The sequence below is a fragment of the Escherichia ruysiae genome, assembly GCF_031323975.1.
In the GTDB taxonomy this organism is placed as follows: Bacteria; Pseudomonadota; Gammaproteobacteria; order Enterobacterales; family Enterobacteriaceae; genus Escherichia; species Escherichia ruysiae.
In genome coordinates this window covers 2562077-2588744 of record NZ_JAVIWS010000001.1, presented here as the reverse complement: position 1 = coordinate 2588744, position 26668 = coordinate 2562077, and the positions used below count along the sequence as shown (strand labels likewise).

General features: G+C 51.2%; 29 protein-coding genes, 1 pseudogene and 1 other annotated feature. Of the genes and pseudogenes, 16 read left to right on the top strand and 14 right to left on the bottom strand.

What is annotated here, in order from left to right:
* Nucleotides 1-43 precede the first annotated feature (43 nt).
* The 7 genes from tnaC to RGV86_RS22315 all read right to left on the bottom strand — a co-directional run bounded on the left by tnaC (nucleotide 44) and on the right by RGV86_RS22315 (nucleotide 4526).
* Nucleotides 44-118 carry a tryptophanase leader peptide gene (tnaC, locus tag RGV86_RS12545; protein WP_032147965.1) on the bottom strand — a complete coding sequence of 25 codons (75 nt, stop codon included), beginning with the start codon at nucleotides 116-118 and terminating at the stop codon, nucleotides 44-46.
* 241 nt (nucleotides 119-359) lie between these two features.
* Nucleotides 360-1724 carry a tRNA uridine-5-carboxymethylaminomethyl(34) synthesis GTPase MnmE gene (gene mnmE, locus RGV86_RS12540; RefSeq protein WP_001282346.1) on the bottom strand — a complete coding sequence of 455 codons (1365 nt, stop codon included), beginning with the start codon at nucleotides 1722-1724 and terminating at the stop codon, nucleotides 360-362.
* Between the two features lie 105 nt (nucleotides 1725-1829).
* Nucleotides 1830-3476, bottom strand: coding sequence for a membrane protein insertase YidC (gene yidC, locus RGV86_RS12535; RefSeq protein WP_000378289.1), 1647 nt, complete (start codon nucleotides 3474-3476; stop codon nucleotides 1830-1832).
* 2 nt (nucleotides 3477-3478) lie between these two features.
* Entirely contained in the window at nucleotides 3479-3736 is a 258-nt protein-coding gene (gene yidD / locus RGV86_RS12530) for a membrane protein insertion efficiency factor YidD (protein ID WP_001307474.1), read from the bottom strand.
* On the bottom strand, nucleotides 3700-4059 hold the full coding sequence (gene rnpA / locus RGV86_RS12525; protein WP_000239730.1) for a ribonuclease P protein component: 360 nt from the start codon (nucleotides 4057-4059) through the stop codon (nucleotides 3700-3702). Before rnpA ends, yidD begins: the two co-directional genes overlap by 37 nt.
* Nucleotides 4060-4075: 16 nt before the next feature.
* Complete coding sequence (rpmH, locus tag RGV86_RS12520) at nucleotides 4076-4216, bottom strand: 50S ribosomal protein L34 (protein WP_000831330.1); 141 nt, start codon at nucleotides 4214-4216, stop codon at nucleotides 4076-4078.
* Between the two features lie 238 nt (nucleotides 4217-4454).
* A complete protein-coding gene (locus tag RGV86_RS22315) occupies nucleotides 4455-4526 on the bottom strand; it encodes a hypothetical protein (RefSeq protein ID WP_123056761.1) in 72 nt (23 codons plus the stop codon).
* 296 nt (nucleotides 4527-4822) lie between these two features.
* Here RGV86_RS22315 and dnaA point away from each other — a divergent pair, with 296 nt between their 5' ends.
* From dnaA to yidA, 6 genes are all read left to right on the top strand, one after another.
* Complete coding sequence (gene dnaA / locus RGV86_RS12515; protein ID WP_000059098.1) at nucleotides 4823-6223, top strand: chromosomal replication initiator protein DnaA; 1401 nt, start codon at nucleotides 4823-4825, stop codon at nucleotides 6221-6223.
* A gap of 4 nt (nucleotides 6224-6227) precedes the next feature.
* Entirely contained in the window at nucleotides 6228-7328 is a 1101-nt protein-coding gene (gene dnaN / locus RGV86_RS12510; RefSeq protein WP_000673456.1) for a DNA polymerase III subunit beta, read from the top strand.
* A complete protein-coding gene (gene recF, locus RGV86_RS12505; protein ID WP_309508370.1) occupies nucleotides 7328-8401 on the top strand; it encodes a DNA replication/repair protein RecF in 1074 nt (357 codons plus the stop codon). The genes dnaN and recF overlap by 1 nt, the downstream gene beginning before the upstream one ends.
* 28 nt (nucleotides 8402-8429) lie before the next feature.
* On the top strand, nucleotides 8430-10844 hold the full coding sequence (gene gyrB, locus RGV86_RS12500) for a DNA topoisomerase (ATP-hydrolyzing) subunit B (RefSeq protein WP_000072053.1): 2415 nt from the start codon (nucleotides 8430-8432) through the stop codon (nucleotides 10842-10844).
* Between the two features lie 233 nt (nucleotides 10845-11077).
* On the top strand, nucleotides 11078-11476 hold the full coding sequence (locus RGV86_RS12495) for a YidB family protein (protein WP_000522198.1): 399 nt from the start codon (nucleotides 11078-11080) through the stop codon (nucleotides 11474-11476).
* Nucleotides 11477-11590: 114 nt separating this feature from the next.
* Entirely contained in the window at nucleotides 11591-12403 is an 813-nt protein-coding gene (gene yidA, locus RGV86_RS12490; protein ID WP_000985555.1) for a sugar-phosphatase, read from the top strand.
* Between the two features lie 45 nt (nucleotides 12404-12448).
* On the opposite strand, the gene RGV86_RS12485 is transcribed toward yidA, so the two are convergent.
* On the bottom strand, nucleotides 12449-13105 hold the full coding sequence (locus RGV86_RS12485) for a YidX family protein (protein WP_085461485.1): 657 nt from the start codon (nucleotides 13103-13105) through the stop codon (nucleotides 12449-12451).
* Between the two features lie 136 nt (nucleotides 13106-13241).
* Between RGV86_RS12485 and RGV86_RS12480 the strand changes: the two are divergent.
* A pseudogene (locus tag RGV86_RS12480) lies at nucleotides 13242-13355 on the top strand (hypothetical protein); the annotation flags it as partial.
* Here RGV86_RS12480 and cbrA read toward each other — a convergent pair.
* Nucleotides 13316-14416 carry a colicin M resistance lipid reductase CbrA gene (gene cbrA, locus RGV86_RS12475; protein ID WP_085461491.1) on the bottom strand — a complete coding sequence of 367 codons (1101 nt, stop codon included), beginning with the start codon at nucleotides 14414-14416 and terminating at the stop codon, nucleotides 13316-13318. The pseudogene RGV86_RS12480 and the gene cbrA sit on opposite strands and share 40 nt — an antisense overlap.
* Nucleotides 14417-14516: 100 nt before the next feature.
* On the opposite strand from cbrA, the gene RGV86_RS12470 reads away from it, so the two are divergent.
* Complete coding sequence (locus RGV86_RS12470; RefSeq protein WP_212741839.1) at nucleotides 14517-15731, top strand: YidR family protein; 1215 nt, start codon at nucleotides 14517-14519, stop codon at nucleotides 15729-15731.
* On the opposite strand, the gene RGV86_RS12465 is transcribed toward RGV86_RS12470, so the two are convergent.
* Nucleotides 15732-16064 carry a YceK/YidQ family lipoprotein gene (locus RGV86_RS12465; protein ID WP_064732606.1) on the bottom strand — a complete coding sequence of 111 codons (333 nt, stop codon included), beginning with the start codon at nucleotides 16062-16064 and terminating at the stop codon, nucleotides 15732-15734.
* Nucleotides 16065-16302: 238 nt separating this feature from the next.
* Nucleotides 16303-16375: a sequence feature (ROSE (Repression Of Heat Shock gene Expression) occurs in the 5'-region of heat shock genes and acts as an RNA thermometer to modulate expression.), on the top strand.
* Between RGV86_RS12465 and ibpA the strand changes: the two genes are divergently transcribed.
* Nucleotides 16369-16782, top strand: a complete 414-nt coding sequence (ibpA, locus tag RGV86_RS12460; protein WP_001243437.1) for a small heat shock chaperone IbpA — start codon at nucleotides 16369-16371, stop codon at nucleotides 16780-16782. It overlaps the preceding feature by 7 nt.
* A gap of 111 nt (nucleotides 16783-16893) precedes the next feature.
* The gene (ibpB, locus tag RGV86_RS12455; protein ID WP_001243431.1) at nucleotides 16894-17322 is read left to right on the top strand and encodes a small heat shock chaperone IbpB; all 429 of its coding nucleotides are present in this window, start codon (nucleotides 16894-16896) and stop codon (nucleotides 17320-17322) included.
* Nucleotides 17323-17326: 4 nt separating this feature from the next.
* Here ibpB and RGV86_RS12450 read toward each other — a convergent pair whose 3' ends face one another.
* Entirely contained in the window at nucleotides 17327-17476 is a 150-nt protein-coding gene (locus RGV86_RS12450; RefSeq protein WP_024165178.1) for a hypothetical protein, read from the bottom strand.
* A gap of 41 nt (nucleotides 17477-17517) precedes the next feature.
* Between RGV86_RS12450 and RGV86_RS12445 the strand changes: the two genes are divergently transcribed.
* The gene (locus RGV86_RS12445) at nucleotides 17518-19179 is read left to right on the top strand and encodes a putative transporter (RefSeq protein ID WP_024165177.1); all 1662 of its coding nucleotides are present in this window, start codon (nucleotides 17518-17520) and stop codon (nucleotides 19177-19179) included.
* Nucleotides 19180-19253: 74 nt separating this feature from the next.
* Here the strand turns inward: RGV86_RS12445 and RGV86_RS12440 are convergent, their stop codons facing one another.
* Nucleotides 19254-20135 (bottom strand): helix-turn-helix transcriptional regulator, encoded by an 882-nt coding sequence (locus RGV86_RS12440; RefSeq protein ID WP_024212588.1) that lies wholly within the window; start codon nucleotides 20133-20135, stop codon nucleotides 19254-19256.
* A gap of 166 nt (nucleotides 20136-20301) precedes the next feature.
* On the opposite strand from RGV86_RS12440, the gene RGV86_RS12435 reads away from it, so the two are divergent.
* Nucleotides 20302-22017 carry a solute:sodium symporter family transporter gene (locus tag RGV86_RS12435; RefSeq protein ID WP_085461483.1) on the top strand — a complete coding sequence of 572 codons (1716 nt, stop codon included), beginning with the start codon at nucleotides 20302-20304 and terminating at the stop codon, nucleotides 22015-22017.
* Nucleotides 22014-23507 carry a sulfatase-like hydrolase/transferase gene (locus RGV86_RS12430; RefSeq protein WP_085461482.1) on the top strand — a complete coding sequence of 498 codons (1494 nt, stop codon included), beginning with the start codon at nucleotides 22014-22016 and terminating at the stop codon, nucleotides 23505-23507. Before RGV86_RS12435 ends, RGV86_RS12430 begins: the two co-directional genes overlap by 4 nt.
* Nucleotides 23508-23553: 46 nt before the next feature.
* Here RGV86_RS12430 and yidI read toward each other — a convergent pair whose 3' ends face one another.
* Nucleotides 23554-24003, bottom strand: a complete 450-nt coding sequence (gene yidI, locus RGV86_RS12425; protein ID WP_085461481.1) for a protein YidI — start codon at nucleotides 24001-24003, stop codon at nucleotides 23554-23556.
* Nucleotides 24004-24110: 107 nt separating this feature from the next.
* Here yidI and RGV86_RS12420 point away from each other — a divergent pair, with 107 nt between their 5' ends.
* The 3 genes from RGV86_RS12420 to RGV86_RS12410 are packed head-to-tail and all read left to right on the top strand — an operon-like array spanning nucleotide 24111 to nucleotide 25304.
* Nucleotides 24111-24458, top strand: a complete 348-nt coding sequence (locus tag RGV86_RS12420) for a YidH family protein (RefSeq protein ID WP_085461480.1) — start codon at nucleotides 24111-24113, stop codon at nucleotides 24456-24458.
* Complete coding sequence (locus RGV86_RS12415) at nucleotides 24448-24810, top strand: DUF202 domain-containing protein (RefSeq protein ID WP_001113440.1); 363 nt, start codon at nucleotides 24448-24450, stop codon at nucleotides 24808-24810. The genes RGV86_RS12420 and RGV86_RS12415 overlap by 11 nt, the downstream gene beginning before the upstream one ends.
* The gene (locus RGV86_RS12410) at nucleotides 24807-25304 is read left to right on the top strand and encodes a radical SAM protein (RefSeq protein ID WP_032226862.1); all 498 of its coding nucleotides are present in this window, start codon (nucleotides 24807-24809) and stop codon (nucleotides 25302-25304) included. The genes RGV86_RS12415 and RGV86_RS12410 overlap by 4 nt, the downstream gene beginning before the upstream one ends.
* Nucleotides 25305-25310: 6 nt before the next feature.
* Here the strand turns inward: RGV86_RS12410 and emrD are convergent, their stop codons facing one another.
* Nucleotides 25311-26495, bottom strand: coding sequence for a multidrug efflux MFS transporter EmrD (gene emrD / locus RGV86_RS12405; protein ID WP_024212485.1), 1185 nt, complete (start codon nucleotides 26493-26495; stop codon nucleotides 25311-25313).
* Between the last annotated feature and the right edge of the window lie 173 nt (nucleotides 26496-26668).

Here is a 26668-nt window from a genome sequence, read left to right as displayed (position 1 = left end):
ATCTAATTCGGTTTGGTTCTGATGATGGCTACAGAAGGGCAAATTAAGGGCGGTGATCGACAATTCTGTTGTCAATATTAAACCACTTTGAGGTCACACATATATGTAAGGTATTCATAATGCACTTATCCTCGAAAGACACGACGTTACAGTATAATACTCAAGATTTTTGTCTATTCTGAAATTGTTTAAATGTGAATCGAATCACAAACGATTACGAAGCAATATTAAATGCTTTTTTAAGAAAATAAGTTACGTGAGAAGGTTAAGGTTTATAAAAAGGGTTGAGTAATAATAAGAGTGCTAACAAGAAAACAAAGCCGCATCAGGCAATCAGGATGCGGCTTTGTAGGTACGGGTTACTTACCGATACAGAAGCTGGAGAAAATCCGCCCCAGCAAATCATCAGAGGTAAATTCCCCGGTGATCTCGCTTAAGTTTTGCTGTGCCAGGCGTAGTTCTTCCGCAAGCAATTCACCCGCCCATGCACCTAACAGCTGCGCTTTGCCCTGTTGCAGATGCTCCGCCGCTTGTTCCAGCGCCTGCAGGTGACGACGACGCGCCAGGAAGCCACCTTCCATATTCGTGTCGAAACCCATGCTCTGTTTGAGATGGTTACGCAACACATCCACGCCTTCGCCAGTCCTTGCAGAGAGACGAATCAACGCGTGACCGTTCACTTCGCTCATTCCCAGCGTTTCGCCGGTAATGTCGGCTTTATTGCGCACCACGGTGATCGGCAGTTTTGCAGGCAGACGGGCGATAAACTCCGGCCAGATCTCTGCTGGATCAACGGCGTCTGTCGTCGTGCCATCAACCATAAACAGCACGCGATCGGCCTGTTCAATTTCCTGCCACGCGCGCTCGATACCAATACGTTCCACTTCGTCGCTGGCTTCTCGTAGCCCGGCGGTATCGATAATATGTAGAGGCATCCCGTCAATATGAATATGCTCACGCAGCACGTCGCGCGTGGTTCCGGCAATATCAGTCACGATTGCCGCTTCACGGCCTGCCAGCGCGTTTAACAGGCTCGATTTACCGGCATTTGGGCGCCCGGCAATCACCACCTTCATCCCTTCGCGCAGCAGACTACCCTGACGTGCTTCGGCGCGTACTGCGTCGAGGTCGGCAATCACGTCATTGAGTTGGGCTTCAATTTTGCCGTCGGAGAGGAAATCGATCTCTTCATCGGGGAAATCAATCGCCGCTTCGACGTAAATGCGCAAGTGGGTGAGGGCTTCCACCAGATGGTTGACCCGGGCGGAGAACGCGCCTTGCAGTGAGTTAAGCGCCGAACGAGCCGCCTGTTCTGAGCTGGCGTCGATAAGATCCGCAATCGCTTCGGCCTGGGCTAAATCGAGTTTATCGTTAAGAAACGCGCGTTCTGAAAACTCACCAGGGCGAGCAATCCGCAGGCCAGGAATGGTCAGAATACGTTTTAACAGCAGGTCGAGGATCACCGGACCGCCATGACCTTGCAGTTCCAGCACATCTTCACCGGTGAACGAGTTCGGGCCAGGGAACCATAGCGCAATCCCCTGATCGAGCACGCTGCCGTCGGCGTCTTTAAACGGAAGATAATCGGCGTAGCGCGGCTTAGGCAATTTACCCAGCACGGTTTCGGCAACTTCACGGGCTTTGAAGCCGGAGATGCGCAGGATGCCAACGCCGCCACGTCCAGGAGGCGTGGCCTGGGCTACGATAGTGTCATTATCGCTCATGATGTTCCTGTTGCTTTGTGTGGCGGATGCGCTGTGCTTATCCGCACTACGAAAAGAAAAAAGGCGGTCAACTGACCGCCCTTATTTTAGCGAAAACTCACCGAATCAGGATTTTTTCTTCTCGCGGCTATGCAGGCCACGTTTTTCCAGACCACGGTAAATCAGCTGCTGCTGAATAATGGTTACCAGGTTGCTGACGATATAGTACAGCACCAGACCTGACGGGAACCACAGGAAGAACACGGTGAAGATGACCGGCATAAAGGTCATGATCTTCTGCTGCATCGGGTCGGTCACGGTGGTCGGCGACATCTTCTGAATGAAGAACATCGTTACGCCCATCAGGATCGGCAGGATGTAGTACGGGTCCTGTGCAGACAGGTCGTGGATCCACAGTGCAAACGGTGCCTGACGCAGTTCAACGGAACCCATCAGCATGTAGTACAACGCCAGGAAGATTGGCATCTGGATCAGCAGCGGGAAGCAGCCGCCCAGCGGGTTAACCTTCTCAGCTTTGTACAGCGCCATCATTTCCTGGCTGATACGCTGTTTGTCATCGCCCAGACGCTCACGCATTGCCTGAATCTTCGGCTGCAGCATACGCATCTTCGCCATGGAGGTGTACTGCGCTTTGGTCAGCGGGTACATGATGCCACGAACGATAAAGGTGATGATGATAATGGAGAAGCCCCAGTTACCCACAAAGCTATGGATCCATTTCAGCAGTTTGAACAGCGGCTGAGAGATGAACCACAACCAACCGTAATCAACGGTCAGATCCAGGTGCGGAGCAACGGCCGCCATTTTGTCCTGGATTTCCGGGCCAACCCACAGGGTGCTGTTCATCGCGCCAGTCTGACCAGGCTGAACCAGTACCGGCTGAGACTTATAGCCGATAGCGGCAATGCCGTTACCCAGATTAGCGGTATAGAAGTTGTTGGTGCCGTCGTTATGCGGGATCCATGCAGTTGCGAAATACTGTTGCAGCATCGCAACCCAACCACCTTTCGAAGAGATGTTCAGGTTTTCGTTGTCAGCAATAGTATCGAACTTGTATTTCTCGTACTTCTCGTCAGGCGTGGAGTACGCCGCGCCACGGAAGGTATGCAGCGCAAAGTTGCTGCTTCCGGTATCGAGATGCGGTGGCAGAGTGATGGATTGCTTCAACTGACCAAAGGTGGAGATCTCCAGCGGTTTTTCGCCAGCGTTCTGCACGTTGTAGTTGACGTTGACAGCGTAATCACCACGTTTCAGGACAAACGTTTTGGTAAACGTGTTGCCTGCCGCGTCGGTATACGTCATCGGCACCTGCAGTTCGTTTTGGCCTTCAGCCAGCACATAAGCGTCTTTTTCGACGTTATACAGCGGACGCGGGCCGTTAGCCGGGTTATCCGGGCCATCACGACCGGTCAGACCGCTCTGTGCCTGATAAATAAACTGCGGTGAGGTTTCCAGCAGCTGGAACGGCTGGGTAGAGTTCAGTTCTTTCGGGTAAGCCGGCAGCAGGGCCTGCTCAACATCACCACCACGGGTGTTGATGGTCAGATCAAGCACGTCGGTTTTAACCGAAATCAGTTTCCCCTGGCCACTGGCCGGTACGCCCTGGTCGGCGGCGCTACCCGCTGCGGTGGTCGTTGTCTGCGTGGTCTGTTGAACCTGAGGTTGCGGGTTTTTATCCTGCTCCCAGGCTTGCCAGATCATGAAAGACACGAACAGCAAAGCGATGACTAAAAGATTGCGTTGCGAATCCATCGTTAGTGTTCTCTGGTATCAAATGGTCCGGGCGGGACGGGATCGTCACCACCAGGGTGTAAAGGGTGGCATTTTAATACGCGTTTCACCGTCAACCAACTGCCTTTTATCACTCCAAACCTGCGCAATGCCTCAATTCCGTAGCTTGAACAGGTTGGAGTGAAACGACAATGCGGCCCGAGTAGCGGACTAATCAGGCGTTGGTAGACCCGAATAAGGGCTATCAGGACCCGCGAGCCAGGCGACAGTGGCGGCGCCATAATTTTTCCAACGCTTCCGAGAGAGCACGGTTATCGAGGTCGGCAACCCCTTTTTTCGCCACCACCACGAAATCCATAGCCGGGAGTTCATGTTGGCGTAGACGGAAGCTTTCACGCGTCAGACGTTTAATCCGATTGCGTTCATGCGCTCGTCGAACGTTTTTCTTGGCGACTGTAAGACCGATACGGGGATGCCCCAGCGAATTCAGGCGGCCGAGGATGGTGATTTGCGGCGTGCCAGCCCGTTGTGGCTGCTGGAAGACGAATGTGAATTGACTGGGAGTTAACAAGCGTAACTCCCTGGGAAATGCGAGCTTAACCACTCAGGGGTTAGCTTTATTACTTAGAAACGGTCAGACGAGCACGGCCTTTAGCACGACGACGTGCCAGTACCTGACGACCATTTTTAGTAGCCATACGAGCACGGAAGCCGTGAGAACGGTTGCGCTTCAGTACAGACGGTTGAAAAGTGCGTTTCATGGCGATTTCTACCTAAACTTGAATAAATTCAATGGCTTTATTGGATATCCGTCCGAAAATCGAACGATGGACACCGAAGCCATGGGTGATTAAAGAGGCCGGATTGTAATAATTGTACACTCCGGAGTCAATTCTCTTTCCTTATTTACCGCGCTTTTCCGCACCTTTTCACAGGGAAAAAGTGCAACTGTATACCGGTGAAAACCAGCATTGCGCGCCGGGTGGAGGATTATACGGGCTACCAGGTAAAGCGCAAGGATCGCTCAGGATCTTTATTAGATCGATTAAGACTAATTTTGTTTATGGTCATTAAATTTTCCAATATGCGGCCTAAATCGTGCCCGCCTTGCGCCTGGATCGTTTACACTTAACGGGTTCTGGAAAGTCCTGTGGATAAATCGGGAAAATCTGTGAGAAACAGAAGATCTCTTGCGCAGTTTAGGCTATGATCCTCGGTCCCGATCGTTTTGCAGGATCTTGATCGGGCATATAACCGCAGACAGCGGTTCGTGCGTCACCCTCATGCAGGGTCTTTTCGACGTGCGTCAACAATCATGAATGTTTCAGCCTTAGTCATAATCGACTTTTGTTCGAGTGGAGTCCGCCGTGTCACTTTCGCTTTGGCAGCAGTGTCTTGCCCGATTGCAGGATGAGTTACCAGCCACAGAATTTAGTATGTGGATACGCCCATTGCAGGCGGAACTGAGCGATAACACGCTGGCCTTGTACGCGCCAAACCGTTTTGTCCTCGACTGGGTACGGGACAAGTACCTCAATAATATCAATGGACTGCTAACCAGTTTCTGCGGAGCGGATGCCCCACAGCTGCGTTTTGAAGTGGGCACAAAGCCCGTGACACAAACGCTGAAAGTCCCTGCCAGTAACACCGTTGCACCAGCTCAGGCCGCTCAGGTGCAACCGCAACGTGCTGCACCTGCGGCGCGCTCGGGTTGGGATAACGTTCCGGCTCCGGCAGAACCGACCTATCGTTCCAACGTTAACGTTAAACATACATTTGATAACTTCGTCGAAGGTAAATCTAACCAACTGGCGCGCGCGGCGGCTCGCCAGGTGGCAGACAACCCTGGCGGCGCCTATAACCCGCTGTTCCTTTATGGCGGCACGGGGCTGGGGAAAACTCACCTGCTCCATGCGGTGGGCAATGGCATTATGGCGCGCAAGCCCAATGCCAAAGTGGTTTATATGCACTCCGAACGTTTTGTGCAGGACATGGTAAAAGCTCTGCAAAACAACGCGATTGAAGAGTTTAAACGCTACTACCGTTCCGTAGATGCGCTGCTGATCGACGATATTCAGTTTTTTGCTAATAAAGAACGATCCCAGGAAGAGTTTTTCCACACCTTCAACGCCCTGCTTGAAGGTAATCAGCAGATCATTCTCACCTCGGATCGCTATCCGAAAGAGATCAACGGCGTTGAAGATCGTTTGAAATCCCGCTTTGGCTGGGGACTGACTGTGGCGATCGAACCGCCAGAGCTGGAAACCCGCGTGGCGATCCTGATGAAAAAGGCCGACGAAAACGACATTCGTTTGCCGGGCGAAGTGGCGTTCTTTATCGCCAAGCGTCTACGATCTAACGTGCGTGAGCTGGAAGGGGCACTGAACCGCGTCATTGCTAACGCTAACTTTACCGGACGGGCGATCACCATCGACTTCGTGCGTGAGGCGCTGCGCGATTTGCTGGCATTGCAGGAAAAACTGGTCACCATCGACAATATTCAAAAGACGGTGGCGGAGTACTACAAGATCAAAGTCGCGGATCTCCTTTCCAAGCGTCGATCTCGCTCGGTGGCGCGTCCGCGCCAGATGGCGATGGCGCTGGCGAAAGAGCTGACTAACCACAGTCTGCCAGAGATCGGCGATGCGTTTGGTGGTCGTGACCACACGACGGTGCTTCATGCTTGCCGTAAGATCGAGCAGTTGCGTGAAGAAAGCCATGATATCAAAGAAGATTTTTCAAATTTAATCAGAACATTGTCATCTTAATCCTATGAAATTTACCGTAGAACGTGAGCATTTATTAAAACCGCTACAACAGGTGAGCGGTCCGTTAGGTGGTCGTCCTACGCTACCGATTCTCGGTAATCTGCTGTTACAGGTTGCTGACGGTACGTTGTCGCTGACCGGTACTGATCTCGAGATGGAAATGGTGGCACGTGTTGCGCTGATTCAGCCGCACGAACCAGGGGCGACGACCGTTCCGGCGCGCAAATTCTTTGATATCTGCCGTGGTCTGCCTGAAGGCGCGGAAATTGCCGTGCAACTGGAAGGTGAGCGGATGCTGGTGCGCTCCGGGCGTAGCCGTTTTTCGCTGTCTACCCTACCAGCGGCGGATTTCCCGAACCTCGATGACTGGCAGAGCGAAGTCGAATTTACCCTGCCGCAGGCGACGATGAAGCGTCTGATTGAAGCGACCCAGTTTTCAATGGCGCATCAGGACGTTCGCTATTATTTAAACGGTATGTTGTTCGAAACCGAAGGCGAAGAACTGCGTACCGTGGCGACCGACGGTCACCGTCTGGCGGTCTGCTCAATGCCGATTGGTCAGTCTTTGCCAAGCCATTCGGTGATTGTGCCGCGTAAAGGCGTGATTGAACTAATGCGTATGCTCGACGGTGGCGACAATCCGCTGCGCGTGCAGATTGGCAGCAACAACATTCGCGCCCACGTTGGCGACTTTATCTTCACCTCCAAACTGGTGGACGGTCGCTTCCCTGATTACCGTCGAGTTCTGCCGAAGAACCCGGATAAACATCTGGAAGCTGGCTGTGATCTGCTCAAACAGGCGTTTGCTCGTGCGGCGATTCTCTCTAACGAGAAATTCCGTGGTGTGCGCCTGTATGTCAGTGAAAACCAGTTGAAAATTACCGCCAACAACCCGGAACAGGAAGAAGCGGAAGAGATCCTCGACGTCACCTATAGCGGTGCAGAAATGGAAATCGGCTTCAACGTTAGCTATGTGCTGGATGTTCTGAACGCGCTGAAATGCGAAAACGTGCGTATGATGCTGACCGATTCGGTTTCCAGCGTGCAGATTGAAGATGCCGCATCACAGTCGGCTGCCTATGTTGTCATGCCAATGAGACTGTAATGTCCCTCACCCGCTTGTTGATCCGCGATTTCCGCAATATCGAAAACGCGGATCTCGCTTTATCTCCTGGCTTTAACTTTCTGGTGGGTGCCAACGGCAGTGGCAAAACCAGCGTGCTGGAAGCCATCTATACGCTCGGTCACGGTCGGGCGTTTCGTAGTTTGCAGATTGGTCGCGTCATTCGCCATGAGCAGGAGGCGTTTATTCTCCACGGGCGATTACAGGGCGAAGAGCGTGAGACGGCAATTGGCTTAACCAAAGATAAACAGGGCGACAGCAAAGTCCGCATTGACGGTACTGACGGGCATAAAGTCGCGGAGCTGGCGCATCTGATGCCGATGCAACTGATAACGCCAGAAGGGTTTACTTTACTCAACGGCGGCCCGAAATACAGAAGAGCATTCCTCGACTGGGGATGCTTTCACAACGAACCTGGATTTTTCACCGCCTGGAGCAATCTCAAGCGTTTGCTCAAGCAGCGCAATGCGGCGCTGCGCCAGGTGACTCGTTACGAGCAGCTACGCCCGTGGGATAAAGAACTGATCCCGCTGGCGGAGCAAATCAGCACCTGGCGCGCCCAGTACAGCGCCGGTATCGCCGCCGATATGGCCGATACCTGTAAGCAATTTCTCCCGGAGTTTTCTCTGACTTTCTCTTTTCAGCGTGGCTGGGAGAAAGAGACAGAATACGCTGAGGTGCTGGAACGTAATTTTGAACGCGATCGCCAGCTAACCTACACCGCGCACGGCCCGCACAAAGCGGACTTACGCATTCGCGCCGACGGTGCGCCGGTGGAAGATACCTTATCGCGTGGGCAGCTAAAGCTGCTGATGTGCGCCTTACGTCTGGCGCAAGGAGAGTTCCTCACCCGTGAAAGCGGGCAGCGGTGTCTCTACCTGATAGATGATTTTGCCTCTGAGCTTGATGATGAGCGTCGCGGACTGCTTGCCAGTCGCTTAAAAGCGACGCAATCACAGGTCTTTGTCAGTGCGATAAGTGCTGAACACGTTATAGACATGTCGGACGAAAATTCGAAGATGTTTACCGTGGAAAAGGGTAAAATAACGGATTAACCCAAGTATAAATGAGCGAGAAACGTTGATGTCGAATTCTTATGACTCCTCCAGTATCAAAGTCCTGAAAGGGCTGGATGCGGTGCGTAAGCGCCCTGGTATGTATATCGGCGACACGGATGACGGCACCGGTCTGCACCACATGGTATTCGAGGTGGTAGATAACGCTATCGACGAAGCGCTCGCGGGTCACTGTAAAGAAATTATCGTCACCATTCACGCCGATAACTCTGTCTCTGTACAGGATGATGGGCGCGGCATTCCGACCGGTATTCACCCGGAAGAGGGCGTATCGGCGGCGGAAGTGATCATGACCGTCCTGCACGCGGGCGGTAAATTTGACGATAACTCCTATAAAGTGTCCGGCGGTCTGCACGGCGTTGGTGTTTCGGTAGTAAACGCCCTGTCGCAAAAACTGGAGCTGGTTATCCAGCGTGAAGGTAAAATTCACCGTCAGATCTACGAGCACGGCGTACCGCAGGCACCGCTGGCGGTTACCGGCGATACTGATAAAACCGGCACTATGGTTCGTTTCTGGCCAAGCCTCGAAACGTTCACCAATGTGACCGAGTTTGAATATGAAATTCTGGCGAAACGTCTGCGTGAGTTGTCGTTCCTCAACTCCGGCGTTTCCATTCGCCTGAAAGACAAACGTGATGGTAAAGAAGACCACTTCCACTATGAAGGCGGTATCAAGGCATTCGTTGAATATCTGAACAAGAACAAAACGCCAATCCACCCGAATATCTTCTACTTCTCCACCGAAAAAGACGGTATCGGTGTCGAAGTGGCATTGCAGTGGAACGATGGCTTCCAGGAAAACATCTACTGCTTTACTAACAACATTCCGCAGCGTGACGGCGGTACTCACCTGGCAGGCTTCCGTGCGGCGATGACCCGTACCCTGAACGCCTACATGGACAAAGAAGGCTACAGCAAAAAAGCCAAAGTCAGCGCCACCGGTGACGATGCGCGTGAAGGCCTGATTGCGGTCGTTTCCGTGAAAGTGCCGGATCCGAAATTTTCCTCCCAGACCAAAGACAAACTGGTTTCTTCTGAGGTGAAATCGGCGGTAGAACAGCAGATGAACGAACTGCTGGCAGAATACCTGCTGGAAAACCCAACCGACGCGAAAATCGTGGTCGGCAAAATCATTGATGCCGCTCGTGCGCGTGAAGCTGCGCGTCGCGCCCGTGAAATGACCCGTCGTAAAGGCGCGCTGGACTTAGCTGGCCTGCCGGGCAAACTGGCGGACTGTCAGGAGCGCGACCCGGCGCTTTCCGAACTGTACCTTGTGGAAGGGGACTCTGCGGGCGGCTCTGCGAAGCAGGGGCGTAACCGCAAGAACCAGGCGATTCTGCCGCTGAAGGGTAAAATCCTCAACGTTGAGAAAGCCCGTTTCGATAAGATGCTTGCTTCCCAGGAAGTGGCGACGCTTATCACCGCACTTGGTTGTGGTATTGGTCGTGACGAATACAATCCGGACAAACTGCGTTATCACAGCATCATTATCATGACCGATGCGGACGTCGACGGCTCGCACATTCGTACATTGCTGTTGACCTTCTTCTATCGTCAGATGCCGGAAATCATCGAACGCGGTCATGTCTACATTGCTCAGCCGCCGCTGTACAAAGTGAAAAAAGGCAAGCAGGAGCAGTACATTAAAGACGATGAAGCGATGGATCAGTACCAAATTTCTATCGCTCTGGATGGTGCATCTTTGCATACCAACGCCAGTGCACCAGCTTTAGCTGGTGAAGCGTTAGAAAAACTGGTGTCGGAGTACAATGCGGCGCAGAAAATGATCGTTCGCATGGAACGTCGCTATCCGAAAGCAATGCTGAAAGAGCTTATCTATCAGCCGACGCTGACGGAAGCCGACCTCTCTGATGAGCAGACTGTTACCCGCTGGGTGAACGCGCTGGTCAGCGAACTGAACGACAAAGAACAGCACGGCAGCCAGTGGAAGTTTGATGTCCACACCAATGCCGAGAAAAACCTGTTCGAGCCGATTGTTCGCGTGCGTACCCACGGCGTGGATACTGACTATCCGCTGGATCACGAGTTTATCACCGGCGGCGAATATCGTCGTATCTGCACGCTGGGCGAGAAACTGCGCGGTCTGCTGGAAGATGATGCGTTTATCGAACGTGGCGAGCGTCGTCAGCCGGTAGCCAGCTTCGAGCAGGCGCTGGACTGGCTGGTGAAAGAGTCCCGTCGCGGCCTCTCCATCCAGCGTTATAAAGGTCTGGGCGAGATGAACCCGGAACAGTTGTGGGAAACTACAATGGATCCGGAAAGCCGCCGTATGCTGCGCGTTACCGTTAAAGATGCGATTGCCGCCGACCAATTGTTCACCACGCTGATGGGCGACGCCGTAGAACCGCGCCGTGCGTTTATCGAAGAAAACGCCCTGAAAGCGGCGAATATCGATATTTAAAATGCGAGCGTGCCTGATGCGCTACGCTTATCAAGCCTACGAAACTTCTGCAATATATTGAATTTGCAATGTTTTGTGGGCCGGGTAAGGCGTTCATGCCGCATCCGGCAAGAAGCTATAAGTAATAAAAGGGCGGAGATGATCTCCGCTCTTTTTATTTCTGCAATCCGCAATTATCATCCCGCAGAACTATACTTTTTGAGTCAACACGTAACGCTTTACAGGTGAATATCATGGGGCTTTTTGATGAAGTTGTCGGTGCCTTTCTGAAAGGCGATGCGGGAAAATATCAGGCGATTTTAAGTTGGGTTGAGGAGCAGGGGGGCATCCAGGTGCTGCTGGAAAAACTGCAAAGTGGCGGTTTAGGTGCCATTCTCTCAACCTGGTTGAGTAATCAACAGGGCAATCAGCCGGTGAGCGGCGAGCAACTGGAGTCGGCGCTCGGCACAAACGCGGTGTCCGATCTCGGGCAAAAACTCGGCGTAGATACCCGTGCTGCTTCCAGCTTACTGGCGGAACAATTGCCGAAGATTATTGATGCTCTTTCACCGCAGGGTGAAGTGTCACCACAAGCCAATAACGATCTGCTTTCCGCAGGCATGGAGTTGCTGAAAGGGAAACTCTTCCGCTAAGCAAAAGGGGAGCACGCAACACGCGTTGCATCCCCCTTTTCCCTCGGGTGTTGTACTGATTTTTGAGCGGAATCGCGTTAGCATGAGTCAGGAACCAATCTACCTGGGGAACTCATGGCTATCAAACTCATTGCTATCGATATGGATGGCACCCTTCTGCTGCCCGATCACACCATTTCACCCGCCGTTAAAAATGCGATTGCCGCAGCTCGCGCCCGTGGCGTGAATGTCGTACTGACGACGGGGCGCCCTTATGCAGGCGTTCACAACTACCTGAAAGAACTGCATATGGAACAGCCGGGCGACTACTGCATTACTTACAATGGCGCGCTGGTGCAGAAAGCCGCTGATGGTAGCACCGTGGCGCAAACAGCCCTGAGCTATGATGACTACCGTTTCCTGGAAAAACTCTCTCGTGAAGTCGGTTCCCATTTCCACGCGCTGGATCGCACCACGCTGTACACCGCCAACCGTGACATCAGCTATTACACGGTGCACGAATCATTTGTTGCCACCATTCCGCTGGTGTTCTGCGAGGCGGAGAAAATGAACCCTGACACCCAGTTCCTGAAAGTGATGATGATTGATGAACCCGCCATCCTCGACCAGGCCATCGCGCGCATTCCGCAGGAAGTAAAAGAGAAATACACCGTGCTGAAAAGTGCGCCGTACTTCCTCGAAATCCTCGATAAACGCGTCAATAAAGGCACTGGCGTGAAATCGCTGGCGGAAGTGCTTGGCATTAAACCGGAAGAAATTATGGCGATTGGCGATCAGGAAAACGACATCGCAATGATTGAATATGCAGGCGTCGGTGTGGCGATGGATAACGCTATACCTTCGGTGAAAGAAGTGGCGAACTTTGTCACCAAATCCAACCTTGAAGATGGCGTGGCGTTTGCAATCGAAAAGTATGTGCTGAATTAATCTGTGGGCGGGCAAACAGCATGAATACGTTTGCCCGCTTACTGATTATTGGTTTACTGCATATACAACCAGAAATTGCAGCGGTGCAGTAATGATGTCCAGCGTAACAGTCACTGGCAGTAATGCTGCGGAAACACCATCCGGAATGCCTCTGGGTGAATAGTATTCATAAAATCGCACTTTAAATGGATGGTAGAACGCCATCACCTTTGAGTAATCCATGTTTTTATTTTTCTCATGGATTGTGCCTTTTAGGTTTTCCAGTGACCTGGTACAGTGTTGAACACCACAGGCAAAATCATAATGCGTTGCCAGTGCCTTTTCTTCTTCGTTATTCCAGTAGTAGTAAAGCGATATTGTGCCGGTAAATTTCTTTTTCCCCGCATTTAAAACAAATCTTGCGTCATCAGCAACCTGAATATTGTGCCGGTTAAGTGCTGGATCATTGAGCATCTTAACGATGTCATCGGTACCATCAGTGATAAGGTAATCCAGCGATTCCCCTACAAAAACATAGCCTTTTGTTCCATTACTATCCTTTGCCTGCGATAGCCCCGTGATGGTGTCTGACTGCGATTGATACTTTCCTGAAGTACCTTTTGCGGTATGGGAAACCAGGGCATACGAGATACAGCCCGAAAGCATCAGCGCCAGTGGGAATAAACCGGCAGCCTTAAAAAATCCCTTAAAATTCAAATTCATGATTAATCCTTTAAACAAGATCGCTAAGCCGTTGAAAGCATACTCTTCTTTCCCTCCTGTTTAGCGCCTGATCTCCCTTTTCAGATTTCTGCCCGATATAAGACCTTTTCTTATGAGGTGTTTTTTTGTGGACTAATATCTGTTGCAAGGCTATGGCTTCGCCCCGGCACTGGTTTATATCTCCGCCGTCGCGTTGATTGGCGCGCTCTCTTACATCCTGCTGGTGGGCGATGTGAAGCGCGTTGGATAATCTTTCAACTGTGGAATATGCGCCACACCACTGCGCATAATCCACTTTCTTAAGGCAGGTGCAGTCAAGCATCGGCTTTTTACTATCTTGCCGTAGAGTTTTAAACGCAATTTGCGGGTGGCGCGCCAGTAAGCGGCATTGAGCTTCTCTGGCTGCTTCAGTAACACAGAACGCAGTATTTCCGCACTGTCCAGCGCATAGCTAATCCCTTCCAGAGAACTGGCGCTGATAAATCCCGCCGCTTCACCAATCAGAAAGGCGTTGTCCTTACCGCAGACAAAATCCTGCCAGCGTGAGGGAAACAGCACCGTGCATTTTTCACTTTTCACCGCTTTGCCAAACTGGAACTGAAAGGCGTTCATTTTCTCTTTCAGCGCCGCGAAACGCGCCTGACCGTCTTTCATCGGATAGGCACCGCCAAAGATAAAATAACCGTCTTTGCTGATACTCCATGAATAACAGTCCGTTATCGCATTATCAAAGATGCAGGAGTAGAACGGCACCGGATGCTTCTCTGCGAACCACTGCTGGATAGCGACATATTTACGAATCTGATGATCCGGATAAAGATGTCGCCGCACCATCGAGTTTGCGCCATCGGCACCCACCAGATAACGGGCGGTAATATGCTGCTCCCAGCCGTCTGCACGAAAAATGACATGCCATTTATCATCCTCACGCCAGATTTTTCGACACAGGCTGTCGTGGTAAACCTCAACGCTGGCGGGGATCAGCGACTTCATCCACAAGTCGAAGGCATGGCGATTAATATTGATATAGCTCCGCTGGTAGTTACGCGTGAGCGATGCGGCGACGTCGACGGTTTTGACGCTGAAAATCTGCGGATTGGCGATTACATCGACAGGAAGCGTCAGTCCATCGCGAATAAAAGAACGCTGCGCGTCCGGTGCCAGCAGACCACCACAAGGCTTGCTGAAACCTTCAGTACCGTACTGGTGCTTTTTATCCAGCGCGATCACCTGCATTTTGCCTGCTAACTGCCGCGCCAACGCCGACCCCGCCGGGCCGAGGCCAATAATCGCCACGTCGAAATGTTCCATCTTTTTACTCACATTCATCACGATGGCAAAAGACTATTGTCTGAAAGTGAAGTCCTTGTGAAGTATGATGGCGGGAAACGTTTTGTATCAGGATCACGCCATGAAACAACTCACCAACGCTTCACGAAATCACCTGCTCACCAATACCAATACCTGGACACCCGACAGCCAGTGGCTGGTGTTTGATGTGCGTCCTTCTGGCGCGTCGTTTACCGGCGAGACCATTGAGCGCGTGAATATCCATACCGGCGAGGTCGAGGTTATCTACCGGGCGTCACAGGGCGCACACGTCGGCGTGGTGACCGTTCATCCGAAGTCAGAGAAATATGTCTTCATCCACGGCCCTGAAAATCCTGATGAAACATGGCATTACGATTTCCATCACCGCCGTGGCGTGATTGTTGAAAGTGGAAAGGTGAGTAATCTCGATGCAATGGATATTACCGTTCCGTACACCCCAGGGGCGCTACGTGGCGGCAGCCATGTGCATGTTTTTAGCCCGAACGGTGAAATGGTGAGTTTTACCTATAACGACCATGTAATGCATGAACTCGATTCGGCGCTGGATTTGCGAAACGTCGGGGTTGCCGTACCGTTTGGCCCGGTCAACGTACAAAAGCAGCATCCGCGTGAATACAGCGGTAGCCACTGGTGCGTGCTGGTGAGTAAAACTACGCCCGCGCCGCAGCCTGGCAGTGATGAAATCAATCGCGCTTATGAAGAGGGATGGGTAGGAAATCACGCGCTGGCATTTATTGGCGACACGCTTTCGCCAAAGGGCGAGAAAGTTCCAGAGCTGTTTATTGTTGAGTTGCCGCAAGACGAAAACGGCTGGAAAGCAGCAGGTGATGCGCCGTTAAGCGGAACTGAATCGACCCTGCCCGCGCCGCCGCGTGGCGTCGTGCAGCGACGTTTAACCTTTACACACCATCGGGCTTATCCGGGGTTAGTCAACGTCCCGCGCCACTGGGTGCGCTGTAATCCACAGGGTACGCAAATCGCGTTTTTAATGCGTGATGATAACGGCATTGTGCAACTGTGGCTTATCTCGCCACAGGGAGGCGAGCCGCGCCAGTTAACCCATAACAAAACGGATATCCAGTCTGCATTTAACTGGCATCCATCAGGAGAGTGGCTGGGAGTTGTGCTGGATAACCGCATTGCCTGCGTACATGCGCAAAGCGGTGAAGTTGAGTATTTAACTGATAATCACGCCAACCCACCTTCGGCAGACGCCGTGGTCTTCTCGCCGGACGGTAAATGGCTGGCGTGGATGGAAGCAGGTCAGCTGTGGATCACCGAAACGGGTCGCTAGTCAGTTCGCTGGCATTCTGGCTGGTGGAATAACGGCATTGATGGCTTGCGCGTCGGCTTCGCTTTTTTCCACGCGCGAGCGCACCGAACTGTCTTTGCGGAACGCATCCCACGGCAGCAAAAGTGTGTCCATGACTGCGGTAAATGGCATATCGAGAATCGCCAGCGATTTGGTTCCCCAGTTTGTTGTGTCATCGCCAATCATGGTGACACTGGCGCGGGTGCCGGGATACGTTCCCTCCTTACCTCCGGTATGGGACATTACGCTGGAGCATCCTCCGAGTAATGTCATTCCGCTGCATATCATGGACGCTAACAACACATTTCTTATCATAATAAATTCATCTGTTAATCGTGGGTGTTGGCATGATGTGTTATAGCGATCCCTTGCCGAAAATAACATCATCATCATGTCGCACTGTGGCGGCTATCGCACTTTAACGTTTCGTGCTGTCCTCCAGTCTATGCAATAGACCACAAACTGCAAAAAAAAGTCCGTTGGAAAGGCTTGAAAAGTGCATATCCAGACCCATTTTTATACCGTAGCTGATGAGAACGCGCCTGATGGGTGTTCTGGCTACCCGACCTGTCCATTGTGGAAGGTCTTATATTCTCGCTGATTTCAGGAGCTATTGATTATGCGTAACTTTGATTTATCCCCGCTTTACCGTTCTGCTATTGGATTTGACCGTTTGTTTAACCACTTAGAAAACAACCAGAGCCAGAGTAATGGTGGCTACCCTCCGTATAACGTTGAGCTGGTAGACGAAAACCATTACCGCATTGCTATCGCTGTCGCGGGGTTTGCTGAGAGTGAACTGGAAATTACCGCCCAGGACAATCTGTTGGTGGTGAAAGGTGCCCATGCTGACGAACAAAAAGAGCGCACCTATCTGTACCAGGGCATCGCAGAACGCAACTTCGAACGCAAATTCCAGTTAGCTGAGAACATTCATGTTCGTGGCGCTAACCTGGTGAATGGTTTGCTGTATATCGATCTTGAACGCGTGATTCCGGAAGCGAAAAAACCGCGCCGTATCGAAATCAACTAATTCTCTAAGGCCGCCAGGCGCGGCCTGACATTTCCATGCTCGCCGTCAGGGAGCATATGCGAATCTTCGGATTTGCAGGTACTTACTCGCTTCTTAGAAGGAGAAATGACTATGCGTAACTTCGATTTATCCCCACTGATGCGTCAATGGATCGGTTTTGACAAACTGGCTAACGCATTGCAAAACGCCGGTGAAAGCCAGAGCTTCCCGCCGTACAACATTGAGAAAAGCGACGATAACCACTACCGCATTACCCTGGCGTTGGCTGGTTTCCGTCAGGAAGATTTAGAGATTCAACTGGAAGGTACGCGCCTGAGCGTAAAAGGCACGCCTGAGCAGCCAAAAGAAGAGAAAAAATGGTTGCATCAAGGGCTTATGAATCAGCCATTTAGTCTGAGCTTTACGCTGGCTGAAAATATGGAAGTCTCTGGCGCAACCTTCGTTAATGGTTTGCTGCATATTGATTTAATTCGTAATGAGCCTGAACCCATCGCTGCGCAGCGTATCGCTATCAGCGAACGTCCCGCGTTAAATAGCTAATTAGCTATTCTTTTTGCCCCGCCAGCCTGGTGGGGCTTTTTTTATCAACCATCTTCAACTCTGTATTAATTTTCGTCAGGTTAAGATGTTCCGGCACTCTCTTTCCCGTGATAATGTGCGCCATAAGGCAAATCTGCTTCACCGATTCAGCCATAATCCCTGGTAATTAAAATGTTATTTCAAGAGAAATGGACGATGAGTGATATAGCATTAACAGTCAGTATTCTGGCTTTGGTGGCGGTCGTCGGTTTGTTTATCGGCAACGTCAAGTTTCGCGGCATAGGATTAGGCATTGGCGGCGTGCTGTTTGGTGGGATCATCGTCGGCCATTTCGTTTCTCAGGCTGGGATGACATTAAGTAGCGATATGCTGCATGTTATCCAGGAATTTGGCCTGATCCTGTTTGTTTATACCATCGGGATTCAGGTGGGGCCGGGCTTCTTTGCCTCATTGCGCGTCTCCGGGTTACGCCTCAACTTGTTTGCTGTTCTGATAGTCATTATCGGCGGTCTGGTTACCGCAATCTTGCATAAACTTTTCGATATTCCACTGCCTGTGGTGCTGGGGATTTTCTCTGGCGCGGTCACCAATACGCCAGCATTGGGGGCAGGTCAGCAAATCTTACGCGACCTCGGCACACCGATGGAGATGGTCGATCAGATGGGGATGAGTTACGCGATGGCGTATCCATTCGGCATTTGTGGGATTTTGTTCACCATGTGGATGCTGCGGGTTATTTTCCGCGTCAATGTTGAGACTGAGGCCCAGCAGCACGAGTCCACGCGAACCAACGGCGGTGCGCTAATCAGGACGATTAACATCCGTGTTGAAAACCCTAATTTGCATAATTTAGCCATTAAAGATGTGCCAATTCTTAATGGCGATAAAGTTATCTGCTCACGATTGAAACGAGAAGAAACCCTAAAAGTACCTTCGCCAGATACCATTATCCAACTTGGCGATTTGCTGCATCTGGTGGGACAGCCTGCGGATTTGCATAATGCACAGTTGGTGATTGGTCAGGAGGTGGATACTTCGCTATCAACGAAAGGCACCGATTTGCGCGTCGAACGCGTGGTGGTCACCAATGAAAATGTGCTCGGTAAACGTATTCGCGACCTGCACTTTAAAGAACGCTATGACGTTGTTATCTCGCGCCTGAACCGTGCCGGGGTTGAACTGGTCGCCAGTGGCGATATTAGCCTGCAATTTGGCGATATCCTCAACCTGGTGGGGCGGCCTTCTGCTATTGATGCCGTTGCCAATGTATTAGGTAATGCGCAGCAAAAACTGCAACAGGTTCAGATGTTACCGGTGTTTATTGGTATCGGTCTTGGCGTGTTGTTAGGCTCCATTCCCGTGTTTGTGCCTGGATTCCCGGCGGCATTGAAGCTGGGGCTGGCGGGGGGGCCGCTGATTATGGCGCTGATCCTTGGGCGTATTGGCAGTATCGGCAAGCTGTACTGGTTTATGCCACCAAGCGCCAACCTCGCGCTGCGGGAGCTGGGGATCGTACTGTTCCTCTCGGTAGTGGGTCTGAAATCCGGTGGGAATTTTGTCGATACCCTGGTCAATGGCGAAGGACTAAGCTGGATTGGTTATGGTGCCCTGATCACCGCTGTTCCGCTGATTACAGTCGGCATTCTGGCGCGGATGTTAGCCAAAATGAATTATCTCTCGATGTGCGGGATGTTGGCTGGCTCTATGACCGATCCTCCGGCGCTGGCGTTTGCCAATAATCTTCATCCTACCAGCGGTGCGGCGGCGCTCTCTTACGCCACGGTCTATCCGTTAGTCATGTTCCTGCGTATTATCACCCCCCAATTACTGGCGGTGCTCTTCTGGAGTATCGGTTAACTCTTTTCCGGGTGGAGTCGCCGTAAATGGCACTCCACCTGGTATTTCTGAACATCATCGAGTCATTTACACTCTCACCATTTTGGTTGTGACTGGTTTGTATTCTTCAGTACGGCTGACGGTGCATAACCAAATTTATGCTTAAAGGCTTTGCTAAAATGAAAGGAGTCGAAGAAGTTGAGTGTATCAGCGACTTCGCCAACCGAGTTCCCTTCTTGCTTTAAGAGTGAGAGCGCCAGATCCAGACGCGCATCAAGGTAATATTCTTTCGGTGTCTTACCGGTGTAACGTAAAAACAGGCGACGCAACCAGGTCTCGCTACAGGGGATGGTGGCGGCCATATCGGCAACACTCCAGCGTTGTTGCAGGCTGGCATGTAAAGTGGCAATTAATTTTTCAATTTGCCGCCGTTGCGGATCTTTTTTGCCGTCCGCGTACATAAGACAAATCCACTGATAAATAATTTTCGTCAGAAAAGCGACCGCCAGATTATTTTTTATTGTTTCTGGTGAAGTAATTAACTCAGCAACTTCGGTGAGTTCCTGATTATAAAATTCGCCATTATAAATAATGCTCTGCTGGCCGACGGGAATATCCATCATGCTGGTGGGGGTAAATTCCATCCAGTACTGTTCCCAGACTAAACCTTCACAGTGATAAGAGTGAATATCCATCGGCTTTAAAAATATAATACAGTTGCCATGCAGTGTTATTTGCTCACCATTCTTTAAAAGAATTTTTCCACATCCTTGCACGGTATACACCGCCACCCAGGAGTTGGCGATAAGCGGTTTCTTCTTGTCTCGCGGCCAGATTACGCGGTAATGCTCATCGGCATAGGTGTGCCAGAGTGAGATTAGAGAAATTCCGCTGGAGATCACATTTTCGTTAATCAATAAGGGAATATTGTATGGAGTATCGTTTTTTACATCCGAACTTTGCAATTTTCCATTCATTTTAATATCCCTCCGGCGAATTATGCTCACAACCTGAACTTAACAGAAAACAATCCGTTCAGGGATATGACGTTTGTATTTTAAGAATCTGACTGCCTGACCCGACGCATTTTACCTCTCCCTATATTCATGCGTCCGGGACATAAACATAAATAAGGGCTATGAGATGAATTCGTTACAAATCTTGAGTTTTGTCGGTTTTACGCTGCTGGTGGCGGTTATCACCTGGTGGAAAGTTCGTAAAACGGATACCGGATCGCAACAAGGCTATTTTCTTGCAGGGCGATCGCTAAAAGCACCGGTTATTGCCGCTTCGTTAATGTTAACCAACCTTTCCACGGAACAACTGGTCGGCCTTTCCGGGCAAGCCTACAAAAGCGGCATGTCGGTGATGGGTTGGGAAGTCACTTCTGCGGTGACGCTGCTCTTCCTCGCGCTGATCTTTTTGCCACGCTACCTGAAGCGCGGCATTGCTACCATCCCCGATTTCCTTGAGGAGCGTTATGATAAAACTACGCGCATTATCATCGACTTCTGTTTCCTCATTGCCACCGGCGTCTGCTTTCTGCCGATTGTTCTCTACTCCGGCGCGTTGGCGCTCAACAGCCTGTTTCACGTGGGTGAATCGCTACAACTTTCCGATGGCGCGGCTATCTGGTTACTGGTGATTTTGCTCGGTCTGGCGGGGATTCTGTATGCGGTGATTGGTGGGCTGCGCGCAATGGCGGTGGCGGACTCCATCAACGGTATTGGGCTGGTTATCGGCGGTTTGATGGTGCCAGTATTCGGCCTGATCGCGATGGGTAAGGGCAGCTTTTTGCAAGGTATTGAACAACTCACCACCGTTCACGCCGAGAAATTAAACTCAGTAGGCGGCCCGACCGATCCTTTGCCGATAGGTGCCGCATTTACCGGTTTGATTCTGGTAAATACCTTTTACTGGTGTACTAATCAGGGCATCGTGCAACGCACGCTGGCGTCAAAAAGCCTGGCGGAAGGGCAAAAGGGGGCGCTGTTAACGGCGGTGCTGAAAATGCTCGACCCGCTGGTACTGGTGCTGCCAGGGTTGATTGCGTTTCATCTGTATCAGGATCTACCGAAAGCCGACATGGCCTACCCGACGCTGGTCAATAACGTTCTGCCAGTGCCACTGGTGGGTTTCTTCGGCGCGGTGTTATTTGGTGCGGTGATCAGTACCTTCAACGGCTTTCTGAATAGCGCCAGTACGTTATTCAGTATGGGTATTTACCGGCGCATCATTAACCAGAATGCCGAGCCGCAGCAGCTGGTCACCGTCGGGCGCAAATTTGGTTTCTTTATCGCCATCGTTTCGGTGCTGGTCGCGCCGTGGATCGCCAACGCGCCGCAGGGGCTGTATAGCTGGATGAAACAGCTCAACGGTATTTACAACGTGCCGCTGGTTACCATCATCATTATGGGCTTTTTCTTCCCGCGCATTCCGGCGCTGGCGGCAAAAGTGGCGATGGGGATTGGCATAATCAGCTACATCACCATCAACTATCTGGTGAAGTTCGACTTCCATTTCCTCTATGTGCTGGCCTGTACGTTCTGTATCAACGTGGTGGTGATGTTGGTGATCGGTTTCATTAAACCTCGCGCTACGCCATTTACTTTCAAAGATGCATTCGCAGTGGACATGAAGCCGTGGAAAAACGTCAAGATCGCCTCATTTGGCATCCTGTTCGCGATGATTGGCGTCTATGCCGGGCTGGCTGAATTCGGCGGCTACGGTACGCGCTGGTTAGCGATGATCAGTTATTTCATTGCCGCCGTAGTGATTGTCTACCTGATTTTTGACAGCTGGCGGCATCGTCACGACCCAGCCGTAACCTTTACTCCCGACGCGAAGGATAGCCTATGAAACGCCCCAATTTTCTGTTCATCATGACCGATACCCAGGCCACCAATATGGTCGGTTGCTATAGTGGTAAGCCGCTGAATACGAAAAATATTGATAGCCTGGCGGCGGAGGGGATTCGCTTTAACTCCGCCTACACCTGTTCGCCGGTTTGTACACCTGCGCGCGCCGGACTGTTTACTGGCATCTACGCTAACCAGTCCGGGCCGTGGACCAACAACGTCGCGCCGGGCAAAAACATCTCCACCATGGGGCGCTACTTTAAGGATGCTGGCTATCACACTTGTTATATCGGCAAATGGCATCTCGACGGTCATGATTATTTCGGCACTGGCGAATGTCCGCCGGAGTGGGACGCTGATTACTGGTTCGATGGGGCGAACTACCTTAGCGAACTGACGGAAAAAGAGATCAGCCTGTGGCGCAATGGCCTAAACAGCGTTGAGGATTTACAGGCGAACCATATCGACGAAACCTTCACCTGGGCGCACCGCATCAGCAATCGGGCGGTAGATTTTCTGCAACAGCCCGCGCGCGCCGAGGAACCTTTCCTGATGGTGGTTTCGTATGACGAGCCGCATCACCCGTTCACCTGTCCGGTGGAGTATTTAGAGAAATACGCTGATTTTTACTACGAACTTGGCGAGAAATCACAGGATGACCTGGCGAACAAACCGGAACATCACCGCTTATGGTCGCAGGCGATGCCCTCGCCAGTCGGTGATGACGGGCTTTATCACCATCCGCTCTATTTTGCCTGCAATGACTTTGTTGATGACCAAATCGGACGAGTCATCAATGCCTTAACGCCAGAACAACGTGAAAATACGTGGGTCATTTATACCTCCGATCACGGTGAAATGATGGGCGCACATAAGCTCATTAGCAAAGGTGCGGCGATGTATGACGACATTACTCGCATCCCGCTGATTATCCGCTCGCCACAAGGAGAGTCGCGACAGGTTGATATGCCAGTCAGCCATATTGATTTACTACCGACAATGATGGCGCTGGCGGATATTGAAAAACCTGACATATTGCCAGGGGAAAATATCCTCACAGCGAAAGAGCCACGCGGCGTGATGGTGGAATTTAACCGCTACGAGATTGAGCATGACAGCTTTGGCGGCTTTATTCCGGTGCGTTGCTGGGTGACGGATGACTTTAAACTGGTGCTCAACCTCTTCACCAGTGATGAACTTTACGATCGCCGTAATGACCCAAATGAAATGCATAACCTGATCGACGATATTCGTTTTGCCGACGTTCGCAGCAAAATGCATGACGCCTTATTGGGTTACATGGACAAAATTCGCGATCCGTTCCGCAGTTACCAATGGAGCCTCCGTCCGTGGCGCAAAGATGCGCAACCGCGCTGGATGGGGGCGTTCCGCCCTCGCCCACAGGATGGTTATTCTCCAGTGGTACGCGACTATGACACCGGTTTACCGACGCAAGGGGTGAAAGTCGAGGATAAAAAACAGAAGTTCTGACGATGATGCCCGCTGGCGGAAACCTGGCGGGCAATATTCAGGCTGCTTAAACCAGTGAACTGCCAGTCAGGAAAGAAAAAATCAGGAATATCAGTAGAAGGCTGCACACGATGCCGATACCAAAAAGCAAGGTATGGAAAGCCAGCGTCCCGCCGCCAAATACCAGAGCGCCGCGAATGCTCCAGCGATTTTCCTTACGCATACCGCCAACAAATGCGCAAAGTAGCGCAGCAATGGCCAGTGCGATACCGCCTTGATCGAGGATTTTATCGACATCAGGCGTTTCTTTTTTTTCCACGGTGGTAATTTTTTCGCCTTTTATTCCGGCGAGAAGACCTCTTTTAATTTCAGCCGTTTTGTCCGCCACGATGCTTTCAAGCGTTGGCGGTGGCGCGGAAAAAGAGCCGAATGAAAAGTGGATAATCCCCATCATTAAGGCGATGGCACCGAACAGCATGCCCAATGAACTGATTTTATTTTGCGCTATGATACCCATCTGACCTCCTTGTAGCGGATGGCAAAGCATATCAAGAAAACATCAACCGAAATTCCTAAAAAGAGACGGATAAAACATCGCTATTGTGAAATTGCAAAGGAGCAACAATGAAAATTTCCCGCCTCGGAGAAGCGCCTGATTACCGCTTTTCGTTGGCTAATGAACGTACTTTTCTGGCGTGGATCCGTACTGCACTAGGATTTCTGGCAGCAGGTGTGGGGCTGGATCAACTTGCGCCAGACTTCGCCACGCCCGTCATTCGCGAGCTGCTGGCGTTATTGCTATGCTTATTCTCTGGCGGACTGGCAATGTATGGCTACCTGCGCTGGTTACGCAATGAAAAAGCGATGCGTCTGAAAGAAGATTTACCCTACACAAACAGCTTATTAATCATCAGCTTAATATTGATGATCGTGGCGGTGGTCGTTATGGGACTGGTGTTGTATGCCGGATAGCCGCAAAGCCAGACGGATTGCCGACCCAGGCCTTCAGCCGGAACGCACATCGCTGGCATGGTTTCGTACCATGCTGGGCTACGGTGCGTTGATGGCGCTGGCAATCAAACATAACTGGCACCAGTCAGGCATATTGTTCTGGATTTCTATTGGCATCCTCGCCCTTGTGGCACTAATCCTCTGGCGCTATACACGAAATCGTAATTTAATGGATGTGGCTAATAGCGATTTTTCCCAAATTTGCGTAATCCGTGACAAATTTATGATCTCCCTCGCGGTGTTATCTCTCGCAATACTGTTTGCTGTTACGCATATACACCAACTTATCGTATTAATTGAGAGAATCACATGACAGGAAGTCAGGTTATAGATGCTAAAGAGGACAGGCATAAACTGGTTGTAGAGTATAAAGATGCATTACAACCAGGTGATTTTTATAAGAATTTAAAACAGAGGGGCATCCGCGCCGTGCAACTCATTCCCCATATAGAATTTAATGACCGAGGCGAGCTGACGGCAGCGTCGGTGACAACCGAGTTATGGGGACAATTTTTAATCGCCCTGTTCGAGTGTTGGGTGCGGACAGATATCAGTCGTATATCAATCGAGCTTTTTGATGTCACGCTGCAAAAATGGTGCGGGAACGAAAGCCAACAACCACAGAGGGGGTGTCAGGAGTGTGACTGGTATCTCCTTTGCCCTCATGCCGGGGATGGTCAGCCGGATAAGGTACTTTGTGCTGGCTATCAGGCTTTTTATTCCCACTCCGCGCCACACATGCGGGTAATGCGCGACTTGATAAAGCAGCATCGTTCTCCTGTGGAGCTGATGACGATGCTGTGGTGACGTAAGTTAAACGGGCTGTCCCTGCTGCGACATCCGCGTCGCCAGCGGCAGCCAGCACAGCACAATTAACATTCCCATTAAGGTCATCAATAGCCCCAGGCTTCCCTGGCCGGTTTGCGGCAGCATCGCGGAGAGCGACGCCAGCACGCCGGAACCAATGTTTTGCAGACCGCCGACCAGTGCGCCAGCCGTGCCCGCCAGGAAGGGGAAAGGCTCCATCGCGCCGCTAGTTGCCAGCGGAAACAGCATCCCGGCACCGAAAAAGAACAATGCTGCGGGAACGAGCAGTGTCCAGACACTCATTACGCCAAACCAGCTGGGGATCCACATCATCAGTCCTGCCAGCAGGCAACAGATAACGGACTGCCACATTAACGAAGAGAACCGTTTATTCGGGCGTCCGGCAAACCATGCACCGAAAAATGCCGCCGGAATTGGCAGAATAAACAAAATACTGACCGTCATACTGCTCAGCCCTAATACTGCGCCCATCAGCACCCCAGAACAGGCTTCGAAAGCGGCAATCCCTGCCAGACCGCCAATCAGCATCAGTAAATAGCAGTTAAAACCACCATTTCCAAAGAGCGTTTTATAGCTGGTGAGCAGACGCGTACGCGGTGCATCGACAGGGCGCGTTTCTGGCATCCAGCGTGCCATACTGAAGGTCACACCAGCACAAAGCACCAGTAAAAACAGGTAACAGGCTCGCCAGTTCCACATGGTATCCAGTAGACCGCCAATGAGTGGTGCGAGCAAAGGGCTGACGAGAATACCCATATTTAACATGCTATTAGCGTGGCGTAGCTGTGTCCGTTCATACAAATCACGCGGCAATGTACGCGCCATCACACCACCGACACCGGTTCCCATCCCTTGCATTGCGCTGGCAGTAATCAATACCGTCAGGCTGGAGGTGGTGACCGCAACCAGCGTTGCTAACATAAAAATGGACATTCCGATGAGGATCACCGGGCGGCGACCTACCCTGTCGGAAATTGGGCCATAAAATAGTTGTGAGACACCGTAGGTCAGCAGATAAGCGCCCATTACGCTCTGCACCGCCCCTTCACGGACGTTGAGATCGCGCGCCATATCGGCAATAGCAGGAATATAAATAGTTTGCGCCATCTGACCGACGGCCACGAGTAATACCAACATCAATAATAAATTGACGTTTCTATGCCTTTTCATTATCACAGACGCTTATAAAAATATATTTAGAATAAGTTACTACGCATTCGAATAAATGCGGGAGAGAAATCTATCACATTGATAAATGTTAGCCAGATATATATGAGGAATAGTAATAAGAAAAACGGCAGAATATATAAACAAAAGCGGCAATAAATGTTGCCGGAATAGGG

What these genes read in the sequence shown, in the direction of transcription:
- mnmE (WP_001282346.1), bottom strand. Translation starts at nt 1,724, where the DNA reads ATGAGCGATAATGACACTATCGTAGCCCAGGCCACGCCTCCTGGACGT.
- yidC (WP_000378289.1), bottom strand. Translation starts at nt 3,476, where the DNA reads ATGGATTCGCAACGCAATCTTTTAGTCATCGCTTTGCTGTTCGTGTCT.
- yidD (WP_001307474.1), bottom strand. Translation starts at nt 3,736, where the DNA reads ATGGCGCCGCCACTGTCGCCTGGCTCGCGGGTCCTGATAGCCCTTATT.
- rpmH (WP_000831330.1), bottom strand. Translation starts at nt 4,216, where the DNA reads ATGAAACGCACTTTTCAACCGTCTGTACTGAAGCGCAACCGTTCTCAC.
- dnaN (WP_000673456.1), top strand. Translation starts at nt 6,228, where the DNA reads ATGAAATTTACCGTAGAACGTGAGCATTTATTAAAACCGCTACAACAG.
- recF (WP_309508370.1), top strand. Translation starts at nt 7,328, where the DNA reads ATGTCCCTCACCCGCTTGTTGATCCGCGATTTCCGCAATATCGAAAAC.
- gyrB (WP_000072053.1), top strand. Translation starts at nt 8,430, where the DNA reads ATGTCGAATTCTTATGACTCCTCCAGTATCAAAGTCCTGAAAGGGCTG.
- RGV86_RS12495 (WP_000522198.1), top strand. Translation starts at nt 11,078, where the DNA reads ATGGGGCTTTTTGATGAAGTTGTCGGTGCCTTTCTGAAAGGCGATGCG.
- yidA (WP_000985555.1), top strand. Translation starts at nt 11,591, where the DNA reads ATGGCTATCAAACTCATTGCTATCGATATGGATGGCACCCTTCTGCTG.
- RGV86_RS12485 (WP_085461485.1), bottom strand. Translation starts at nt 13,105, where the DNA reads ATGAATTTGAATTTTAAGGGATTTTTTAAGGCTGCCGGTTTATTCCCA.
- cbrA (WP_085461491.1), bottom strand. Translation starts at nt 14,416, where the DNA reads ATGGAACATTTCGACGTGGCGATTATTGGCCTCGGCCCGGCGGGGTCG.
- RGV86_RS12470 (WP_212741839.1), top strand. Translation starts at nt 14,517, where the DNA reads ATGAAACAACTCACCAACGCTTCACGAAATCACCTGCTCACCAATACC.
- RGV86_RS12465 (WP_064732606.1), bottom strand. Translation starts at nt 16,064, where the DNA reads ATGATAAGAAATGTGTTGTTAGCGTCCATGATATGCAGCGGAATGACA.
- ibpA (WP_001243437.1), top strand. Translation starts at nt 16,369, where the DNA reads ATGCGTAACTTTGATTTATCCCCGCTTTACCGTTCTGCTATTGGATTT.
- ibpB (WP_001243431.1), top strand. Translation starts at nt 16,894, where the DNA reads ATGCGTAACTTCGATTTATCCCCACTGATGCGTCAATGGATCGGTTTT.
- RGV86_RS12450 (WP_024165178.1), bottom strand. Translation starts at nt 17,476, where the DNA reads ATGGCTGAATCGGTGAAGCAGATTTGCCTTATGGCGCACATTATCACG.
- RGV86_RS12445 (WP_024165177.1), top strand. Translation starts at nt 17,518, where the DNA reads ATGAGTGATATAGCATTAACAGTCAGTATTCTGGCTTTGGTGGCGGTC.
- RGV86_RS12440 (WP_024212588.1), bottom strand. Translation starts at nt 20,135, where the DNA reads ATGAATGGAAAATTGCAAAGTTCGGATGTAAAAAACGATACTCCATAC.
- RGV86_RS12435 (WP_085461483.1), top strand. Translation starts at nt 20,302, where the DNA reads ATGAATTCGTTACAAATCTTGAGTTTTGTCGGTTTTACGCTGCTGGTG.
- RGV86_RS12430 (WP_085461482.1), top strand. Translation starts at nt 22,014, where the DNA reads ATGAAACGCCCCAATTTTCTGTTCATCATGACCGATACCCAGGCCACC.
- yidI (WP_085461481.1), bottom strand. Translation starts at nt 24,003, where the DNA reads ATGGGTATCATAGCGCAAAATAAAATCAGTTCATTGGGCATGCTGTTC.
- RGV86_RS12420 (WP_085461480.1), top strand. Translation starts at nt 24,111, where the DNA reads ATGAAAATTTCCCGCCTCGGAGAAGCGCCTGATTACCGCTTTTCGTTG.
- RGV86_RS12415 (WP_001113440.1), top strand. Translation starts at nt 24,448, where the DNA reads ATGCCGGATAGCCGCAAAGCCAGACGGATTGCCGACCCAGGCCTTCAG.
- RGV86_RS12410 (WP_032226862.1), top strand. Translation starts at nt 24,807, where the DNA reads ATGACAGGAAGTCAGGTTATAGATGCTAAAGAGGACAGGCATAAACTG.
- emrD (WP_024212485.1), bottom strand. Translation starts at nt 26,495, where the DNA reads ATGAAAAGGCATAGAAACGTCAATTTATTATTGATGTTGGTATTACTC.